The sequence below is a fragment of the Streptomyces sp. DSM 40750 genome (assembly GCF_024612035.1).
In the GTDB taxonomy this organism is placed as follows: Bacteria; Actinomycetota; Actinomycetes; order Streptomycetales; family Streptomycetaceae; genus Streptomyces.
In genome coordinates, this window is sequence record NZ_CP102513.1 from 10,657,826 (window position 1) to 10,677,110 (window position 19,285).

14 protein-coding genes are annotated in these 19,285 nt (G+C 70.8%); 8 read left to right on the forward strand and 6 right to left on the reverse strand.

Annotation, left to right across the window (positions count from 1 at the left end):
• The first annotated feature begins 16 nt into the window (after positions 1-16).
• On the forward strand, positions 17-2,128 hold the full coding sequence (locus JIX55_RS46595) for an acyltransferase family protein (protein WP_257561853.1): 2,112 nt from the start codon (positions 17-19) through the stop codon (positions 2,126-2,128).
• Positions 2,129-2,206: 78 nt separating this feature from the next.
• On the opposite strand, the gene JIX55_RS46600 is transcribed toward JIX55_RS46595, so the two are convergent.
• The 4 genes from JIX55_RS46600 to JIX55_RS46615 all read right to left on the reverse strand — a co-directional run bounded on the left by JIX55_RS46600 (position 2,207) and on the right by JIX55_RS46615 (position 6,028).
• Positions 2,207-2,872 (reverse strand): response regulator, encoded by a 666-nt coding sequence (locus JIX55_RS46600; protein WP_257561852.1) that lies wholly within the window; start codon positions 2,870-2,872, stop codon positions 2,207-2,209.
• Complete coding sequence (locus JIX55_RS46605) at positions 2,869-4,110, reverse strand: sensor histidine kinase (protein WP_257561851.1); 1,242 nt, start codon at positions 4,108-4,110, stop codon at positions 2,869-2,871. The genes JIX55_RS46600 and JIX55_RS46605 overlap by 4 nt, the downstream gene beginning before the upstream one ends.
• A gap of 137 nt (positions 4,111-4,247) precedes the next feature.
• Positions 4,248-5,093 (reverse strand): ABC transporter permease, encoded by an 846-nt coding sequence (locus JIX55_RS46610; RefSeq protein ID WP_257561850.1) that lies wholly within the window; start codon positions 5,091-5,093, stop codon positions 4,248-4,250.
• The gene (locus tag JIX55_RS46615) at positions 5,090-6,028 is read right to left on the reverse strand and encodes an ABC transporter ATP-binding protein (protein WP_257561849.1); all 939 of its coding nucleotides are present in this window, start codon (positions 6,026-6,028) and stop codon (positions 5,090-5,092) included. Before JIX55_RS46615 ends, JIX55_RS46610 begins: the two co-directional genes overlap by 4 nt.
• 474 nt (positions 6,029-6,502) lie before the next feature.
• Here JIX55_RS46615 and JIX55_RS46620 point away from each other — a divergent pair, with 474 nt between their 5' ends.
• The 4 genes from JIX55_RS46620 (at position 6,503) to JIX55_RS46635 (ending at position 12,369) form a co-directional block, all read left to right on the forward strand.
• Entirely contained in the window at positions 6,503-7,009 is a 507-nt protein-coding gene (locus JIX55_RS46620; protein ID WP_257569208.1) for a DUF6624 domain-containing protein, read from the forward strand.
• 414 nt (positions 7,010-7,423) lie between these two features.
• Positions 7,424-8,305: an oxygenase MpaB family protein gene (locus tag JIX55_RS46625; RefSeq protein ID WP_257561848.1), complete on the forward strand. Its 882-nt coding sequence runs from the start codon at positions 7,424-7,426 to the stop codon at positions 8,303-8,305.
• A 63-nt stretch (positions 8,306-8,368) separates the two neighbouring features.
• Complete coding sequence (locus tag JIX55_RS46630) at positions 8,369-10,657, forward strand: serine/threonine-protein kinase (RefSeq protein ID WP_257561847.1); 2,289 nt, start codon at positions 8,369-8,371, stop codon at positions 10,655-10,657.
• A 92-nt stretch (positions 10,658-10,749) separates the two neighbouring features.
• Complete coding sequence (locus JIX55_RS46635) at positions 10,750-12,369, forward strand: phytoene desaturase family protein (protein WP_257561846.1); 1,620 nt, start codon at positions 10,750-10,752, stop codon at positions 12,367-12,369.
• Positions 12,370-12,439: 70 nt separating this feature from the next.
• Here JIX55_RS46635 and JIX55_RS46640 read toward each other — a convergent pair whose 3' ends face one another.
• Positions 12,440-13,048, reverse strand: coding sequence for a TetR/AcrR family transcriptional regulator (locus tag JIX55_RS46640; RefSeq protein ID WP_257561845.1), 609 nt, complete (start codon positions 13,046-13,048; stop codon positions 12,440-12,442).
• A gap of 49 nt (positions 13,049-13,097) precedes the next feature.
• On the opposite strand from JIX55_RS46640, the gene JIX55_RS46645 reads away from it, so the two are divergent.
• On the forward strand, positions 13,098-14,018 hold the full coding sequence (locus JIX55_RS46645; protein ID WP_257561844.1) for an alpha/beta fold hydrolase: 921 nt from the start codon (positions 13,098-13,100) through the stop codon (positions 14,016-14,018).
• A 538-nt stretch (positions 14,019-14,556) separates the two neighbouring features.
• Here the strand turns inward: JIX55_RS46645 and JIX55_RS46650 are convergent.
• Positions 14,557-16,344, reverse strand: a complete 1,788-nt coding sequence (locus JIX55_RS46650; protein ID WP_257561843.1) for a beta-lactamase family protein — start codon at positions 16,342-16,344, stop codon at positions 14,557-14,559.
• 208 nt (positions 16,345-16,552) lie between these two features.
• Here JIX55_RS46650 and JIX55_RS46655 point away from each other — a divergent pair, with 208 nt between their 5' ends.
• A complete protein-coding gene (locus JIX55_RS46655) occupies positions 16,553-17,665 on the forward strand; it encodes a nitronate monooxygenase (RefSeq protein ID WP_257561842.1) in 1,113 nt (370 codons plus the stop codon).
• A gap of 68 nt (positions 17,666-17,733) precedes the next feature.
• Positions 17,734-19,227: an acyl-CoA synthetase gene (locus JIX55_RS46660; RefSeq protein WP_443046694.1), complete on the forward strand. Its 1,494-nt coding sequence runs from the start codon at positions 17,734-17,736 to the stop codon at positions 19,225-19,227.
• The last annotated feature ends 58 nt before the right edge of the window (positions 19,228-19,285 follow it).

Consider the following 19,285-nt stretch of genomic DNA (forward strand, 5'->3'; position numbering starts at 1 on the left):
GAGGAGTCACCCCCTGATGCCGAGCATCACGTCCGCCGAGATACGTACCGTCCCGGCGAGCGGCAGATCCGCACCGCCCCAAGGCCACGCCCTGCGGCTCGACATCCAGGGGCTGCGTGCGGTGGCCGTCGGGCTGGTGGTGCTCTCACACGCCGGCGTGTCCCAGGTCAGCGGCGGTTACATCGGTGTCGACGTCTTCTTCGTGATTTCCGGCTTCCTCATCACGTCGCTGCTGCTGCGCGAACTCGCCACCACCGGCTGGGGGTCGGTCCCTTCCTTCTACGCCCGCCGGGCACTGCGGCTGCTTCCCGCGTCGTCCCTGGTCCTCGCCGTCACGCTGGGCGGGGCGTGGCTCTTCCTGTCGAAGGCGCGGCTCGCCGAGTACGCGGGCGACGCCCTCGCCGGCGCGCTGTACGCGCTCAACTTCCGGCTGGCGGCGGCCGGTACGGACTACCTCGCCCAGAACAGCCCGCCGTCGCCGTTCCAGCACTTCTGGTCGCTCGCCGTGGAGGAGCAGTTCTACCTGGTGTGGCCGCTGCTCCTGCTGCTCACCTGGCGGGTCGCCCGCGGCCGGCGCCGACTGGTCGCGGTGCCGCTCGCAGTACTGTGCCTGGGGTCGTTCGCGGCGGGCGTTCTCATGACGAACTCCTCGGCGCCCTGGGCGTACTTCGGCTCCCTCACCCGGGCCTGGGAACTGGGCGCCGGTGCGCTCCTGGCACTCGCCACCGGCCGGCTGGAACGACTGCCCGCCGCCCTCGCGGCCCCGCTGACCTGGCTCGGCCTGGCCTGCGTCACGCTGGCAGCGGTCTGGTACGACGACGAGACGCCCTTTCCCGGCTACCACGCCCTCCTGCCGGTCGTCGGCACCGCGCTCGTGCTGGCCGGCGGCTGCGCGCCCACCCCGCACGGCGCGGGCCGGCTGCTGGGGTGGCGGCCACTGGTGTGGCTCGGCGGACTCTCGTACGGCTGGTACCTGTGGCACTGGCCGCTGCTGGTCATAGCCCCGGCGGCGCTGGGCCGCGCCGACGGCACCGCCGAAGTGCCACTCGCGCTCGGGCTGTCCGCGGCGGCGCTGGGCCTGGCGTGGCTGACTTTCCGTCTCGTCGAGAACCCGGTCCGCTTCCACCGGGCCTTCCGCGGGCGCTCCCGCCGTGCTCTGGCCCTCGGGGCCGCGCTGTCCGCGGGCGTCTCGGCGCTGTCCCTGACGGCGACGGCGGTCCCGTCGACGATCGAGGTGGGCGACCCCGCGCCCGCGCTGGCGCAGGCTCTCTCCCGCACACCGGCCTCGCAGGCACGTCTCACCGAACTCCTGACGTCGTCTCCCACCGCCCTGCCGAGCAACCTCGCCCCGCCCCTGCCGAAGGTGAAGTCCTCCCGCTCCGCGGTCTACCGGGACGGCTGCCACGTCGACTACGCCGCCACCCGCACCCGGCCCTGCGTCTACGGCGACCGGTCATCCTCCCGTACGGTCGTCCTCTTCGGCGACTCCCACGCGGCCCAGTGGTTCCCGGCCCTGCAACGGCTCGCGACCGCACGCGGCTGGAAGCTGGTCTCGTTGACGAAGGCCTCCTGCAAGGTCGCCGACGTGACCATCATCAGCGGCCACAAGCCGTACACCGCCTGCGACACCTGGCGCTCCGACGCCATGGCAAGGATCAGGACCCTGCGCCCCGCCCTGGTCGTCGTCTCCTCCTCGGACGCCGGCGACCCGGCCCGCCCCGCCGCCGACCCCCTCCACCAGTGGACCACCGGCTTCGAGAACACCTTCCGCGACCTGGGCACCTCAGGCGCCCGGGTCGCCGCCCTGCTCGACACCCCGTGGCCCAAGGGGGACCCGATCGACTGCGCTGCCAGGAACTCCCTGCAACTACGCGCCTGCGCGAACCACTTGCCGGGCGCGACCCGCGACGCGACCCGCCGTGCGGCCATCCGCACCGCCGCATCCACAACGGCCGCCACAGTCATCGACCCCACCCCCTGGCTCTGCGCCCCCCGCACCGGCATCTGCCCCGTAGTCGTCGCCGACACCGCCGTCTACCGCGACGACAGCCACCTCTCAGAGGCGTACGCCGAGGCGCTTGCCCCGGTTCTGGCGCCGCAGCTGGATCGCCTCGTGGGTGCGCCCTGACCACATTCGCACCGGCGGTGTTGCGCCCGCCGTCCGGCACCCGACAGGCACCCGGTGCACCGAGTGGGGTGCGGTCGGTCATGCGCCGGGGTGGGCGTAGCCGGTCTGGTAGGCGATCACGACGAGTTGGGCGCGGTCGCGGACGCCGAGTTTGGTCATGATGCGGTTCACGTGGGTCTTGGCGGTCGAGGGCGAGATGTGGAGCTGTTCGGCGATGGCGTCGTTGGAGAGGCCGGCGGCCACGAGGACGAGCACTTGGCGCTCGCGTTCGGTCAGGGTCGTCAGCGCCGGGGCCGGAGTGCTCGTCCTGTCGGGGGACGAGAGGTAGTGGGCGATGAGTGCCTTGGTCGCCCTGGGTGACAGCAGCGCCTCTCCACGGGCGACCAGCCGGATGGCGTCGAGGAGGTCGGAGAGCTCCACGCCCTTTCCGAGGAACCCGCTGGCCCCGGCACGCAGCGCCTCGAAGACGTACTCGTCGGCTTCGAAGGTCGTCAGGATCAGCACCCGTACGCCCGCGAGGTCTTCGTCCGCCGAGATGGCGCGCGTGGCGGCGAGGCCGTCCATGTTGGGCATCCGGATGTCCATCAGCACGACGTCGGCACGGGTGCTGCGGGCCAGTCCGACCGCTTCTTCGCCCGTCGCGGCCTCTCCGACGACCTCCAGGTCCGGATCCGACTCGATGATCATGCGGAAGCTGGTGCGGACGAGGGTCTGGTCGTCGGCGAGCAGAACGCGGATGGTCATCCCTGTCTCCCCTTGACGGCGGTCGCGCGCGGGGCGGTTCCGGACCGATCCGACGTGCGGGTGTCGGTCGGTGGTCCGGCTGCGGGCAGCGGTAGATGCACGGCGAGGCGAAAACGACCGTCGGCGTCCGATCCGGCATGGAGGCTGCCGCCGACCGCGTGGGTGCGCTCGCGCATGCCCGTCAGCCCGTGTCCGGTGCCCATCGCGGCCGGCGCCGGGTACGGGTCGGAGTGTAGGGGGTTGGTGATCCGTATGCGCAGTTCGTCGTGCCCGTAGTCGACGAGCAGGTCCGCCTCGGCGGTCGCGCCGTGCTTGTGTGCGTTGGTCAGGCCCTCCTGGATGACGCGGTAGGCGGCCAGGTCGATGGCGGTCGGCAGGGGGCGGGGGCGGCCGACCTGCTGATGGCGGACGCTCAGCCCGGCGGCGGTCAGCGATTCGAGGAGCCCTCCGAGGCGGGACAGGCCGGGCACGGGCTCGGTCGGCTGCGTCTCGTCCGTCTCGTCGCCGGACTGTCGTAGTACGTGCAGTAGCGGGCCCAGTTCGTCCAGGACCGTGCGGCCGGCGTCACGGATGTGACCGAGTGCCACCTCGGCCTGATCCGGCCGGCCGCGCAGGAAGTGACCGGCGACCCCTGCCTGAATGGTGATCAGGGCGATGTGGTGGGCGATCACGTCGTGGAGTTCCCGCGCGATGCGCAGCCGCTCTTCGGCGACCCGGCGGCGGGCCTCTGCTTCCTTGCTAGCCTCCGCCCGCAGCGCTCGCTCCTCCATCGCGGCGACGTAGTCGTGCCAGGTGCGTACGGTGCCTCCGACGGCGGCGAACATCCCGGTCCAGGCGAACGCGGCGCCACCCTCCGGGCCGGCGGCCGACTCCGACGCATAGGTGATGACGGCGTACAGGGCGAGGGCCGTGGCCGAGACGGCGACCAAGGCGATCCGCCGGCGGACCGTTCGGGCCACGGTGTAGACCGCGATCAACACGGCGACCTTCAGCACCCGCGACGGATACGACGCGAGGACGGTGAAGGCCACCTCCCCGAGCACTGCCAGCGCCAGGACGGGCAGCGGTGCCCGGCGGCGGGCCAGTAGAAGCAGGAACGCGGCCACCGCGGCGACGGCGTCAGCGCCCGACGGTCGTACGCCGTCGGGCCACCGTCCGACCAGCAGGGGCAGCAGGCCGGTACCGCCCACGAGCGTGGCGAGGGCGGCATCCAGCAGGCGCGGGTGAGCGCCGGTCACCCGTCGCAGTGACGCCGGTCCGATCACGGCTTCACCGATCCTCAATACAGATGCTCGGTTTCGGACAGATGTGCCCGCCCATCCTCACGCCTGAAGGCGTACGAGCGGGTTGGTGGGTGTGCCCGCGTCAACCGGGGTCACGCGTCGCGTCGCTTGAGCAGGACGGCTGCGCCGGCCAGAAGCACGACGATGTAACCGGCGAACACCACGAGCCCGGACCCGGGTGACAGCGAGTCACCTGCCGTCCGTACCGTCATGACCGCGTTCGCCGCGTTCGACGGCAGATACGGGCCGATGGCGTCGTTCCAACTGCTCGGCAGCAGCTGGATCAGGCCGGGCACCACGAACAGCGCGCCCACCACGAGGGTGATCGCACCGGCGGTGTTGCGCAGCAGGACGCCGACCGCCAGGCCGATCAGCCCGGCACCGGTGAGGTAGACCGCCGCGCCGACAAGCGCCCGGAACACCCCTGGATCGGACAGCGCGGTGGTGTCCAGACCGCGCGAGGACAGGACCGACTGACCGGCCAGGAAAGCCCCGAGAACCGCGACGAACATGAGCACGAAGCTCACCACGGCGAAGACGACCACCTTGCCCCACAGCACCGGCAGGCGTGACGGGACCGCGGCCAGCGTGGCGCGGATGGACCCGGTGGCGTACTCGCCGGCACTCATCAGGACCCCGAGCACCGCGACGGCCAGCGCGGCGAGCGTCACCCCGCCCAGGCTGATCGAGGTCGGGTCACCGAAATCGTCCTGCCCGGGACCGTCTCCCGAGCCGACCACACCGCTGAACAGCAGTCCGAGGCCGACGACCAGGGCCACGGTGATCGCCAGCGTGTAGAGCGTCGAGCGCAGCGATCGCAGTTTGATCCATTCCATGTGGACGACCCGCGGAAAGGTCACCCGCTGACCGCCCGTATGCCGACCGGCGGTCCCGGTCGTCTGCCGCGTCTCCTGTGTGTCGAGGGCGGTGGTGCTCATCGGTTCGTCCTTCCGGCGGTGGCGAACTCGGCGGTGGTGGCGTGGTACTCGACGGCGTCGCGGGTCAGTTCCATGAAGGCCTCCTCCAGCGACGCCTCCTGGACGAACAGCTCGTGCAGCACCAGCCCGGCGGCCGCCGCGCGTTCGCCGATCTCGGCGGCCTCCAGCCCCTGGACGTCCAGCACGCCGGGCCGGCTGCTGGTGACCGAGACGCCGTCGCCCACCAGCAGGTCACGCAGGGTCGCGGCCTGCGGTGACTGCACCCGTACGCTCCGGCCGGCGGACTGGGCGATGAAGTCGGCGAGTGGCCCCGCGGACAGCAGCCGGCCGCGCCCGATCACGATGAGGTCCTCGGCGATCAACGCCATCTCGGTCATCAGGTGGGAGGAGACGAAGACGGTCCGCCCCTGGTCCGCGAGGTCCTTCAGGAGGTTGCGGATCCACAGCACGCCTTCGGGGTCGAGTCCGTTGACCGGCTCGTCCAGCATGACGATCTTCGGGTCGCCGAGCAGTGCGGAGGCGATGCCCAGCCGCTGCCCCATGCCCAGCGAGAAGCCGCCCGCCCGCTTGCGGGCCACCTCCGTCAGACCGACCATGTCGATCACTTCCAGCACCCGCTGCTTGCCGATGCCGTTGCTCGCCGCCAGCGCGAGCAGGTGCTGATATGCCGAGCGTCCGGGGTGGATCGCCTTCGCCTCCAGCAGCGCCCCGATCTCCTGCAGTGGGGCCTTGTGCTGCTCGTAGGGGCGGCCGTTGACGCGGACGGTTCCGGACGACGGCCGGTCCAGGCCCATGACCATCCGCATCGTCGTCGACTTGCCCGCCCCGTTCGGTCCGAGAAATCCCGTCACCACTCCCGGACGCACGGTGAAGCTCAACGCGTCGACCGCGAGCTTGTCCCCGTACCTCTTGCTGAGGTTGTTCACCTCGATCACAATCCACCTCCGGGTCGTTTTAGGCCTCTAGGTTCTTGCAAGGCGGTCGGCTTTTGCGTCGCCCCACGGCGGTCACTGCCTGTACCACGACCGCAGTACGCCGAGGCCGGCGGCAGCGACCTTGGGGTGACGCTCGTGGTCGCCCGCCGTGATCGGACAAGGTTGACCATCGACTCGTCGTCGTACCGGGGGCGCAGCCGCTCGGCTGTGGACCGTGTCCGCGTGGCCAGGTCGGCGGCCTGCCGGTGAAGAGCGCGGACCGGCGGCCGGGAAGCGCAGTCGGCCGGGCTCCCGCCGCATAGCGGGGATCGTGGCACCAGCCGCGTACTCCAGCTCTGGCTCCGGGGTCAGATCAACTATCGCGGTGCGCGGAGGTGCCTGTCGCCGTTCTCAAGAATGATCTTCACGCCCGATATGTTCTTCCAGGGTTGCGGGCAACGAGTACAACGCACCGACTTGAACAGGGAGTTGAGAGTGGCGCACGACATTGCCGCGCTGGCGGAGGAACTCACGGCCATGGCTGCGGCCGATCACCAGTCCTCAGTCCACGCGAAGAGCGATGATCCCGCCGAACAGCTGGCATGGCGCCGGCTGACCGCACGGCACGGTGACCGACTCGGTGAGATCATGAATGAGTACGGCTGGCCGACGGTGGAAATCGTCGGCGAGGCGGCCGCGCGTGCGGCATGGCTGATCGCCCAGCACGCCGACCGGCAGCGCGACGTCCAGCGACGCGCCCTCCAGCTGATGCAGCGGGCGGTGTCGGCAGGCTCGGCCAGCTCGCGTGAGCTGGCCTTTCTGCGCGACCGCACACTGGTCAACGAGGGCTGCAAGCAGATCTACGGCACTCAGATCGCCGGGGTGAAGGACGGGGCACCGGTGCCGTGGCCCTGCGAAGAGCCCCACCGCATGGACGAACTCCGCGCGGAAGTCGGCATCGAGCCCTTCGACGAGTACGTTGCCAGGTTCGCGATGGCCTGACGGCCCTCTCCCCGAAGAGGCGTTCTCCGGTCCCGGAGCCATCCGGGAGGAGGCCGCGATCCCGGAGGAAGCGATCCGTCAGCGCATGGCCGGGCCGGGGGCCGTTCTCGTGAACGACTGCAGCGCCGCGGCTCCGTCGACAGACAGGAGACGCGCCCCCCCTTTCGAGCGAATGATCCGGCGGCGCCCTGGGAAAGGTACGAGGGTGACGCCGTGGTGGGGGATACGCGGTTGCACACAGCCGGGGGAGGGAGAAGCGTCTTTCGCCGTGCAGGGCAGGATGGTCATGAATCTGTACCGATGGGCAAAGAATCCTCGGCGGACAGCTCTCCATACTGCTGAAGCCGGTTGGCAAAGGGGCAGGTCAGCGTGACGCTCTGGAGGCACCTGGCGACTGTGGGCACACCTGACGGCGTGGATGCCCCCAGCGGCCCCGTCGTAGGTGACTCCGTCATAGGTGACCCCGGTCTGTTCGGACCGGCATCCGTGACGTGGCAGGCCCATGGCGACCCCGTGATGTGGATCGCCGGTATCCGCGCGCTGTACCTCCAGGCCCTGCACCCACGGGCGGTGCGCGGCGTCATGCAGAACTCCGACTTCCACAAGGGCGCCTGGGGCCGGCTGATACGGACGGCGAACTTCGTCGGCACGACGACGTACGGCACCACGGAGGCCGCCGAGAAGGCGGGCGCCCGCGTCCGCAAGATCCACAGCATGCTCTCGGCGGCCGACCCGGACACGGGGGAGCGATACGGCGTCGACGAACCCGAGCTGCTGCTGTGGGTGCACTGCGCCGAGATCGACTCCTATCTGCACGTCCTGCGCCGCTCCGGCTACCCCCTCACCGAGGCCGCCGCCGACCGGTACATCGGCGAACACCGGGTCAGTGCCCGTCTGGTGGGCCTCGACCCGGCCGACGTCCCTGGAGATCAGAGGGAGTTGGCGGCGTACTTCGAGAAGGTGCGGCCCGAGTTGGCGGCCGGGCCCGAGGCGCGGGAGGTGGACGACTTCCTGCGTCGGCCGCCCGCCCACCCGTTGCTCGTACCAGCACGCGAAGCACTGTGGCGGCGCGTGGCGAACCTGGCGTACGCCTCCCTGCCACCGTACGCCCACGAGTTGTACGGCAGACCGGGCCCCGCACCGGCCGTGGTCACCCGTCGCCTACGGCTCACCGGCACCCTCCTGCGCTGTGTTCCCGCACGTCTGCGCTGGCAACTCCCGCCCAAGCACATACTGCGCGCCATGTCACGGCTCGGCCCCGGCTCGCGCCCGGCACCGTACAAAGTCGGGAGATAGGTCGCCATACTGGACGGGCCAGGGGAGGGCGGGTCCGTACGGATACGGGGGCGATCGTTGACGATGGCGGACACCAGGCTGATCCAGGGCCGGTACCGGCTGCTCGATCTGATCGGGCGCGGGGGGATGGGCGAGGTCTGGCGTGCGAGAGACGAGTCGCTGGGCCGGCAGGTCGCGGTCAAGTGCCTGAAGCCCATCAACACCCAGCCCGACCAGTCCTTCACCCGTGTTCTGCGGGAACGCTTCCGGCGCGAGGCGCGCGTCGCGGCTGCCCTCCAGCACCGGGGGGTGACCGTCGTGCACGACTTCGGCGAGTCCGACGGAGTGCTGTTCCTCGTCATGGAGCTGTTGGAGGGCCGCAACCTCAGCCAGCTCCTGGAGGACAACAAACACCATCCGCTGCCTGTCCCCGACATCGTCGAGATCGCCGACCAGGTCGCCGCCGCCCTCGCCTACACCCATCAGCAGGGCATCGTGCACCGCGACCTGAAGCCCGCGAACATCATGCTGCTCACCGACGGCACGGTGAAGATCTGCGACTTCGGCATAGCGCGCCTCGGCCGCGACGTCACCTTCACCTCCCGGCTCACCGGCACCGGCATCGCGATGGGCACTCCGCACTACATGTCGCCGGAACAGATCAGCGGCGACCAGGTCGACCAGCGCAGCGACCTGTACTCCTTCGGCTGCGTGCTCTACGAGATCGCCACCGGGGTACCGCCGTTCGACCTCGACGACGCCTGGGCGGTCCTCATGGGCCACCGCGACACCGCGCCCCGCCCGCCGCGCAGCCACCGCGAGGAGGTGCCCGAGTACCTTGACCGGATCATCCTGGACCTCCTGGCCAAGGAACCCGGCGAACGGCCGCACGACGCACGCGAGTTGGGTCGCAGGGTCGGCGAAGGGCGTATGGCCAGCGCCCCGGCACCGGCCCCCGTCCATGTGCCGACCGTGGTCTCGCCTCCCGTGGCGCGCGAAGCCGCCCCCGGCATGCCCAGGCCTCGAACCCGCCCCGAGCAGCCTCCCTCGCGCGAACCCCGGCTGCCCTCCTGGACCCGTGGCATGACCACCGGCCACAAGGCCACCGGAGCCGGACTGGGCCTCACCCCGCCGGACGCCTCCGCCGGGCTCACCGGGGAGTGGATCGCCCGCCCCGCGGCCGGCCGCGTCGAGGAACCCGTACGTCCCGAACGGCCCACCCCGTCACCGGAGTTGCTCACCACCCTCGCCGGGCGGCACAACGCGGGCCTGAGCCTGGGCCGCCTCGGCCGCTGGACGGAGGCCGGCGAAGTGCACCGCGCGGTCGCCGCCGAACGCGAGCACGCCCTCGGCCCCGACCACCCCGACACCCTGGCCAGCCGCTACGAGGTCGGCTTCACCCTCAGCCGCACCGGCCGCCCCGCCGACGCGCTGAGCGAGTTCGCCCATGTCGCCCGCGCCCGCGAGCACATGCTCGGCACCGAGCACCCCGACACCCTCGCCGCCCGGCAGGAAATGGCGTATGTGCTCGGCCAGTTGGGCCGCCACTTCGAGGCCCACCAGGCATACATGTCCGTCCTCGCCGCCCGCGAACGCATCGCGGGACCCGACCATCCCGACACCCTGCGCTGCCGCCACAACCTCGCCTTCAACCTCAGCAGGCTCGGCCGCCTGGAGGACTCGTACCGCATGGCGAGCGAAGTCGCCGACGCCCGCGCCCGCGTGCTCGGCGCGAACCACCCCGACACGCTCGTCACGCGCTGCGAAGTCGCGTACGCCCTCGGCCAGTTGGGCCGCTGGCCCGAGGCGCTGCAGACCTACCGGGAGGTCGCCGAGGCCCGCACCCAGGCCCTCGGTCCCGACCACCCCGACACCCTCGCCGCCCGCTACGAGGTCGGCATCAGCCTCGGCCGGCTCGGCCGCTCCACCGACGCGCTGACCCTCTACCGCGCCCTGGTCGAGGACCGCACCCGCGTCTCCGGTCCCGCCCACACCGAGACGCTCCGCGCCCGTCACGGCCTCGGCGTCAACCTCGGCCGGCTCAGCCGCTGGGAGGAGGCCCTCGCCGAGTCCCGCGAGGTGTGCGCCCTGCGCGAGCGTGTTCTCGGCCCGGACCACCCCGACACCCTCGTCAGCCGCCGCGAGGTCGCCGTCGGCCTCGGCTGGCTCGGCCGCTGGGCCGACGCCCTCACCGAGTACCGCCGCGTCGCCGACGCCCGCGAACGCGTCCTCGGCGCCGACCACCCCGACGCCCTCGCCAGCCGCAACGACGAGGCCCACTGCCTGGAACAGCTCGGCCGCGGCCAGGAGGCGGTGGAGCTGTACCGGAGAGTGGCGGCGCTACGGCAACAGCGGGCGACCGGCGGCCACTGAGGCCCCCGTCGCTCCGGCGCGGACCGAGTAGGCGTTGATCCACCTGACACGCACCCCTGGCCGACCTCGATCATCGCGTGTTACCAAGAGCCATGCCTGCCACCCCCGCACACGACGCACAGCCCGGACGCCCGGCCGGACCCCGGCCGCACGACTCGTACGACGCCGTGATCGTCGGCGGCGGCCACAACGGCCTGGTCGCCGCCGCCTACCTCGCCCGCGCCGGGCGCTCCGTGCTCGTGCTGGAACGGCTGGACCACACCGGCGGCGCCGCCGTGTCCACGCGGCCCTTCGCCGGGATCGACGCCCGGCTGTCGCGGTACTCCTACCTGGTCAGCCTGCTGCCCAAGAAGATCGTGCGGGACCTCGACCTCGACTTCCGCGTCCGTGGCCGCACGATCTCCTCGTACACCCCCGTCGAACGCGACGGCGACCCCACCGGGCTCCTGGTCGGCGGCGGCGAACGCCGCACCCGCGAGGCATTCGCACGGCTGACGGGTTCGGGCCGCGAGTACGAGGCCTGGCAGCGCTTCTACGGGATGACGGGCCGTGTCGCCGAGCGGGTGTTCCCGACGCTTGTCGAGCCCCTGCCCACCCGGGACGCACTGCGCCATCGGATCGACGACGAGGAGGCGTGGCGGATCCTCTTCGAGGAACCGATCGGCGCGGCCGTCGAGTCGACGTTCACCGACGACCTCGTCCGCGGTGTCGTCCTCACCGACGCGCTCATCGGCACCTTCGCGGACGCCCACGACCCCTCCCTCCGCCAGAACCGCTGCTTCCTCTACCACGTGATCGGCGGCGGCACGGGCGCCTGGGACGTGCCCGTCGGCGGCATGGGAGCCCTCACCGACGCGCTGGCCACGGCCGCGCGCGAAGCCGGCGCCGTGATCGCCACCGGGCACGAGGCACGGCGGATCGCGACGGACGGACGGTCCGCCGAGGTCACCTACCGGACGGCCGACACGGAGGGCACCGTCGCCGCACGGCACGTGCTCGTGAACGCCTCACCGCAGGAACTGGCCGCCCTGACCGGTGACGAACCGCCCGCCCCCGCCGAGGGCGCCCAGCTCAAGGTGAACATGCTGCTCAAGCGCCTCCCGAGGCTCCGCGACGAGTCCGTCGACCCGCGCGAGGCCTTCGCCGGGACCTTCCACATCGCCGAGGGGTACGGCCAACTGGCCGCCGCCTACGCACAGGCCGCGTCCGGCGCGCTTCCCGAGGCGCCGCCCTCCGAGATCTACTGCCACTCCCTCACCGACCCGACCATCCTCGGCCCGGACCTGGTCGACCAGGGATACCAGACGCTCACCCTGTTCGGTCTGCACACGCCCGCGCGGCTGTTCGAGGCCGACAACGACGCCGTACGCGAGGAACTCCTCAAGTCGACCCTCGCCCAGCTGGACGCCCACCTCGCCGAGCCCCTCGCCGACTGCCTGGCCACCGACGCCGACGGCCGCCCCTGCATCGAGGCCAGGACCCCCCTCGACCTCGAACGCGACCTCGGCCTCCCCGGCGGCAACATCTTCCACCGCGACCTCGCCTGGCCCCACGCACAGGAAGGCGTCGGCCGCTGGGGCGTCGAGACCCGCCACACCAACGTCCTGCTCTGCGGCGCGGGCGCGGTGCGCGGCGGCGGGGTGAGCGGAGTTCCCGGGCACAACGCGGCGATGGCGGTCCTGGAGGAGTACGGGACCGGCGCGCTGTCGTAGTCAGTGGACGTCCAGCGCCCCGGGCTGCCTTCCCTGTTCGGGTGGTGGGGCTTGCGTCGGTCGGCTGTGGTCAGGCTTCTGGGCTCCGTGCCGCAGGCTGGTCGCTGTTGCCGTGTGCCAGTGACGCGAGAATTTCCTTGCGGCAGACATCGAGGATTTCGTCCGCCAGCGGAGAACCGTCCGGGCATGCCCGCGACAACATGATCGCGCCGATCGAATGGGCGAGCATGTCGATCACCATGGTGCGGGCCGCGCGCTGGCCCGCATCCCCCGCCGTGTCGCTCTGGGCCTGAAGGGCCGTCAGCAGGCTCTCGATCCCGGCTGCGAACTCTGTTTTGATGTCCGCCGACTGACGTGCGGCGTCGCCGCTGAGGGCTGCGATGGTGCAGCCGTCACTGCGGCCGTCGCGATGCTCCCGGGAGACGTAGTTCTCGACGAACTCGGCGGGGTCCACACCTTCTGTCCGTGCCGCGGTCTGTGCGAGCCCGCTCGCGGACGCCTCGGCCATCAGGTCGGCCTTGGAGCGGAAGTGCTTGTAGAACCCGCCATGGGTGAACCCGGCGGCTGCCATCAGTTCTGCCACGCCGACGCCGTCATAGCCGCGCTCACGGAACAGCCTGGAGGCTGTCGCGACGATGTGCGCACGGTTGCGCTCCGCCTGTGCCTTGGTGACCCGCATGTCCAGCCGCCCCCTCTTCGGTCGACGTTCGACAGTTCAGCATACATAGATGTCGATCGACATCAAAGCGGTTGACTTTTTAGATGATGACCGTCATCGTATGGCTCATCCACCACAGAAGGGCCAGGCCATGAGTGACACGCACCTGACTGCACCGACTCGTTTCATCGAGGTCGACGGCGACCGATTCGCCTACCGACGCTGGGGCAAGCCCTCCGGCGTCCCGCTCTTCCTGGTCCAGCACTTCCGCGGGGGGATGGACAACTGGGACCCCCTGCTCACCGACGGCCTGGCCGAAGGCCGTGAGGTCATCCTGTTCAACGGGCGTGGCATCGCCTCGTCATCCGGCACGCCGCGTAACCGGATGGAGGACATGGCCGACGACATCGCCGCGGTCATCCAGGCGCTGGGGCTGGAGCAGGTCGATCTGCTCGGCTTCTCGATCGGCGGTTACCAGGTACAGGAGGTCACGCTGCGCCACCCCCAGCTGGTGCGCAAGCTCCTCCTGCTCGGCACCGGCCTGCGAGGCGGGGACCCGACGATGGACCCCAAGGTGCCTGAGGTCGCACTGAATCCGGTCCCCGGTCTGGAGGACTTCCTCTTCCTGTTCTTCGGCCGCTCGGAAGCCGCGCGCGAAGCGGGCCGGGCCTTCTGGGAGCGACGTCACCAGCGGGCCGACCAGGACACGCCGAGTTCGCCCGCAGTCGCACAGGCCCAGTTCGAAGCGACTATGGCCTACGGGGAACCGCTGCCGGGCGAGAACCCCTATGCCTACCTGAACGCGATCACCCAGCCGACGCTGGTCCTCAACGGCGAGAACGACGTGATGATCGCCTCGATCAACTCCTGGCACCTCGCCCAGAACATTCCCCAGGCTCAACTGCTGATCTACCCCGATGCCGGGCATGGAGCGCAGTTCCAGTACCCCGAGCGGTTCCTGAAGCACGCCATTCAGTTCCTCGACGAGTAACACCTGCGGGGCTTCGGTGTAGTCGCTGACGCCTGGTCCGTGGTGACGGCCGGCGCATCGGATCCCCGGAATGCGACAGGCGCACCTTCTCGGGCCATGGAGTCCGCTACGCCCCCCGTGGCCGAAACGGAAGACGGTCCGGCCGACGGATCGCCGCCGATTTCGCCGGTCGGCCGCGGCAGTGCCCGGTACGGATGTCCGGAATCCGCGAACCCGCTGACCTCGCGATTCGACACGCTCGACCCGACAGAGAAGCGACCGCCTGGTCCGCGACGAGAACGAGCCCGGCCATTGTTCGCCCGCCGGAACACCCCTGCCAAACAATGCTCCCTGCGCTGAAATCGTCGGCAGGAGCGGCGAGGGGGACCGTTCCAGGGGGAAGCCCTGCTGATTGCCCGCGACCAGCAGGGCCGCCGCTGTGGGGCGGACACTGTCCGCCCCACAGTGGCGCAACGACGGTCGCCCGCTTCCCCGGGGCCCTTCTGATGGATCTCCGCGGCGTCGCGACGCCCGGTACCAACGTCCCCGAACAGCACACCTAGTCGATGGCAGCCGTCCAGCCCACCGCCGTGATCCGCTCCGCGTCCGCCGGGCGCGACTCGTCGAAGAGGGCCCTGCCGCCCGACTCGACGCACAGCCCGTCGACGTACACGCCACGGCCGACGTAGAGCCGGTCGGTCGTGTACCGCCAGCGCACGGTGAGCCCGACGGCCTCCGGCAGGTCGGCGCTCAGCCGGTGCCACGCCCGGCCCGACCATCCCGAGACCGTGCCGGACGGATGCTCCCACGGGCCGCCCTCGGCACCGACGGTCGTGAAGGCGACCGGCTGCCACGTCTCGCCGCCGTCGGTGGAGGCCTCCAGCAAGAGGGCGTCGGCCTGGGGTTCGGTGTCCCACCAGAGGGCGCAGCGCAGGCGGGGCCGCCCGGCGGAAGCGGTGTCGAGGGACGGGAGCGTGAGGGTGGCCGTGGTCGCGGTCGTCATGCCGGAGAACCAGGACGTGCGGCCGCGGGCGGGGCGTACGGGAACGGCGCGGGCGAGGTTGTTCGCCGCGGCGACCCGGGGTGCGGAGCCGGATCGCCAACTGCGCACCGGGTGCACGGAGTTGCCCAGGACGACCAGGAACGAGTCGGTCGTCGGGTCCAGGACGAGCGAGGTGCCGGTGAAGCCGGTGTGTCCGGCCGTGCGCGGGGTGGCCATCGCGCCCATGTACCAGTGCTGGTAGAGCTCGAAGCCCAGCCCGTGCTCGTCGCCGGGGAACGCGGTGTTGAAGTCGGTGAACATCAACTCCACCGACTCGGGCTCCAGGATGCGCGCCTTGCCGTACACACCGCCGTTGAGCAGGGTCCGGCCGAGCACGGCCAGGTCCCACGCACAGGAGAAGACACCGGCATGGCCCGCGACCCCGCCGAGGCTGTACGCGTTCTCGTCGTGCACCTCGCCCCACACCAGCCCCCGGTCCAGGCCCGACCAGGGGAGTCGGGCGTCCTCGGTCGCCGCGATCTTCGGCTTCCAGGAGGCCGGCGGGTTGAAGCGAGTGCGGTGCATCCCGAGTGGAGCGGTGATCTCGTCGTGGAGCAGCTGGTCCAAACGGTGACCGGTGATCTCCTCCAGGACGAGTTGCAGCGAGATCAGGTTCAGGTCCGAGTAGAGGTACTTCGTGCCCGGCGGGTTCAGCGGCGCCTCGTTCCGGATGAGCCGGAGCTTCCCCTCGTACGTAGGCTCCTTGTAGAGCGGGATCCAGGCGCGGAACCCCGAGGTGTGCGTGAGGAGTTGACGCACGGTGATGTCCTGCTTGCCCGACGCGCCGAACTCCGGCAGATACGAGGCGACCTTCCCCTCCAGCTCCAGCGCACCCCGCTCGATCTGCTGCACCGCGAGGATCGACGTGAACAGCTTCGACACCGAGGCGAGATCGAAGACGGTGTCCTCGGCCATCGGGATCCGCCGATCCGCGGGAAACTCCACGCCCGTGTCCGTCTCCTCGTCGTACGCCGAATACCGCACCGCCATCCCGATCGGCCGATGCAACGCGACCGTCCCACCCCGCCCGGCAAGCAGCACGGCCCCCGCGTACCACGGGTGCTCGGGTGAGGGACCGAGAAACGCCTCGGCATCGGCGACGAGGCGGTCGAGGTGGTCGGGGACGAGCCCGGCCCGCTCGGGGGAACCGTGACGCAGGGTCGGACGACCACCTCCGGTGGAGGAAGCGGCGACCGGCCCGGCGGGAAACGGCAGCACAGCGAGCCCACCACCGACGGCCAACACCCGCCTGCCAAGCTGACGACGGCTCATCCCAGCCGCCGAGCCCCCTGCACCTTCGCTCATGGAGACACCTCCACCTCGCTTCACATGTGACCCAAGTCAAGCATCAGCCACCCCAAGGGGCGCCGGGAACTGCGCGACCAGCCAACAACAACCCGCACTCGCCCAACAGCCCCACGCCCCCGCATCATTGGGCGCCGGGCCCACCTAATCTGACGGCGCATCAGAAAACCCCTTCCCTCGTCCGGAGGACTACGGCATCCTGCGCACCATGCAGACGGAGCTGAGCAACAAACTCGGAGTCCAGTACGCCGTCTTCGGCTTCACGCCATTCCCCGCCGTCGCCGCGGCCATCAGCCGGGCCGGCGGTTTCGGGGTGCTCGGCGCGGTCCGCTACACGGCCCCCGACGACCTCAAGCGCGACCTCGACTGGATCGAGGCCCACGTCGACGGAAAGCCGTACGGCCTGGACGTCGTCATGCCGGCCAAGAAGGTCGAGGGCGTGACGGAGGCCGACGTCGAGGCGATGATCCCCGAGGGGCACCGCCAGTTCGTGCAGGAGACCCTGGCCAAGTACGGCGTGCCCGAACTCGCCGAGGGCGAGGCCTCCGGCTGGCGCATCACCGGCTGGATGGAACAGGTCGCCCGCAACCAGCTCGACGTCGCCTTCGACTACCCGATCAAGCTGCTCGCCAACGCGCTCGGCTCGCCACCGGCCGACGTCATCGACCGCGCCCACGAACAGGACGTCCTCGTCGCCGCGCTCGCCGGCAGCGCCCGGCACGCCCGCAAGCACGCCGACGCGGGCATCGACATCGTCGTCGCCCAGGGCTACGAGGCCGGCGGGCACACCGGCGAGATCGCCTCCATGGTCCTCACCCCCGAAGTCGTCGACGCCGTCGCCCCGTTGCCCGTCCTCGCCGCCGGCGGCATCGGCAGCGGGCAGCAGGTGGCCGCCGCCCTCGCGCTCGGCGCCCAGGGCGTCTGGCTCGGCTCGCTGTGGCTGACCACCACCGAGGCGGAACTGCCCTCGCCCCGGCTGATCGAGAAGCTGCTCGCCGCCGGCTCCGGCGACACCGTCCGCTCCCGCGCCCTCACCGGCAAACCCGCACGCCAGCTCCGTACCGAATGGACCGACGCCTGGGACGACCAGACCGGACCGGGCGCTCTCCCCATGCCCCTCCAGGGCCTGCTAGTCGCCGAGGCGGTCTCCCGCATCCAGAAGTACGAGGTCGAGCCGCTGCTCGGCACTCCGGTCGGGCAGATCGTCGGCCGGATGAACAGCGAACGCAGCGTCCAGGCCGTCTTCGACGACCTCACCCGCGGCTTCGAGAAGGCCGTGGACCACCTCAACCGGATCGCCGGAAGGAGCGAGGGACAGTGAGCCGAGCCCCCCAAGGCCAACCTCCCCAGGGCTTCTGGGCCCAGGCCACCGCCGACCCCGACCGCACGGTGCTCATCGCCCCCGACGGGGAGGAATGGACCGCCGGACGTCTGCACGCCGAGGCCAACCGGCTGGTGCACGGACTGCGCGCGGCCGGACTGGAACGCGGCGACGCCTTCGCGGTCGTCCTGCCCAACGGCGTCGAGTTCTTCACCGCCCATCTCGCCGCCACCCAGGCCGGTTTCTACCTCGTCCCGGTCAACCATCACCTCGTGGGCCCCGAGATCGCCTGGATCGTCTCCGACTCCGGTGCCAAGGTGCTCATCGCCCACGAGCGCTTCGCCGACGCCGCACGGAACGCCGCCGACGAGGCCAAGCTCCCCGAGAGCCGCCGGTACGCGGTCGGCACGGTCGCGGGCTTCCGACCGTACGCCGAACTCCTCGAAGGACAGCCCGAGTCGGCGCCCGACGACCGCACGCTCGGCTGGGTCATGAACTACACCTCGGGCACCACCGGCCGCCCCCGAGGCATCCGCCGACCGCTGCCCGGCAAGCTTCCCGAGGAGTCCTATCTCGGCGGTTTCCTCGGCATCTTCGGCATCAGGCCGTTCGACGACAACGTCCACCTGGTCTGTTCACCGCTCTACCACACGGCCGTCCTGCAGTTCGCCGGCGCGTCCCTGCACATCGGGCACCGGCTCGTCCTCATGGACAAGTGGACGCCCGAGGAGATGCTCCGTGTCATCGACGCCCACGGCTGCACCCACACCCACATGGTCCCCACCCAGTTCCACCGGCTCCTCGCCCTCCCCGAGGAGGTGCGCGCCCGTTACGACGTGTCGTCCATGCGGCACGCCATCCACGGGGCCGCGCCCTGCCCGGACCATGTGAAACGGGCCATGATCGATTGGTGGGGCGGATGCGTCGAGGAGTACTACGCGGCCAGTGAGGGCGGCGGTGCCTTCGCCACCGCCGAGGACTGGCTGAAGAAGCCCGGCACGGTCGGCAAGGCCTGGCCCATCAGCGAACTCGCGGTCTTCGACGACGACGGCAACCGGCTGCCGCCCGGTGAACTCGGCACCGTCTACATGAAGATGAGCACCGGCGGCTTCTCGTACCACAAGGACGAGGGCAAGACGCGGAAGAACCGCATCGGCGACTTCTTCACCGTCGGCGACCTCGGCTTCCTCGACGAGGACGGCTATCTCTTCCTCCGCGACCGCAAGATCGACCTCATCATCTCCGGCGGGGTCAACATCTACCCCGCCGAGATCGAGGCCGCCCTCCTCACCCACACCGCCGTCGCCGACGCCGCCGCCTTCGGCATCCCGCACGACGACTGGGGCGAGGAGGTCAAGGCCGTGGTCGAACCCGCCCCCGGATTCACTCCGGGACCGGTGCTGGCCGAGGAGATCCTCGCCCACTGCGCCCGTCAACTCGCCGGGTACAAGCGCCCCAAGAGCGTCGACTTCACCGAGGCGATGCCCCGCGACCCGAACGGCAAGCTCTACAAGCGGCGGTTGCGGGAGCCGTACTGGGAGGGCCGGCAGCGGACGGTGTGAACCGCCCGGGAGCCGGCCGTAGTGAAGGGACGGCCGGGAGCAGACGGTCCTCCAGCCC

Excerpts from the sequence above, each read along its gene's own strand:
- JIX55_RS46595 (WP_257561853.1), top strand. The coding sequence starts at position 17 with ATGCCGAGCATCACGTCCGCCGAGATACGTACCGTCCCGGCGAGCGGC.
- JIX55_RS46600 (WP_257561852.1), bottom strand. The coding sequence starts at position 2,872 with ATGACCATCCGCGTTCTGCTCGCCGACGACCAGACCCTCGTCCGCACC.
- JIX55_RS46610 (WP_257561850.1), bottom strand. The coding sequence starts at position 5,093 with ATGAGCACCACCGCCCTCGACACACAGGAGACGCGGCAGACGACCGGG.
- JIX55_RS46630 (WP_257561847.1), top strand. The coding sequence starts at position 8,369 with ATGGCGGACACCAGGCTGATCCAGGGCCGGTACCGGCTGCTCGATCTG.
- JIX55_RS46635 (WP_257561846.1), top strand. The coding sequence starts at position 10,750 with ATGCCTGCCACCCCCGCACACGACGCACAGCCCGGACGCCCGGCCGGA.
- JIX55_RS46640 (WP_257561845.1), bottom strand. The coding sequence starts at position 13,048 with ATGCGGGTCACCAAGGCACAGGCGGAGCGCAACCGTGCGCACATCGTC.
- JIX55_RS46645 (WP_257561844.1), top strand. The coding sequence starts at position 13,098 with ATGTCGATCGACATCAAAGCGGTTGACTTTTTAGATGATGACCGTCAT.
- JIX55_RS46650 (WP_257561843.1), bottom strand. The coding sequence starts at position 16,344 with ATGAGCGAAGGTGCAGGGGGCTCGGCGGCTGGGATGAGCCGTCGTCAG.
- JIX55_RS46655 (WP_257561842.1), top strand. The coding sequence starts at position 16,553 with ATGCAGACGGAGCTGAGCAACAAACTCGGAGTCCAGTACGCCGTCTTC.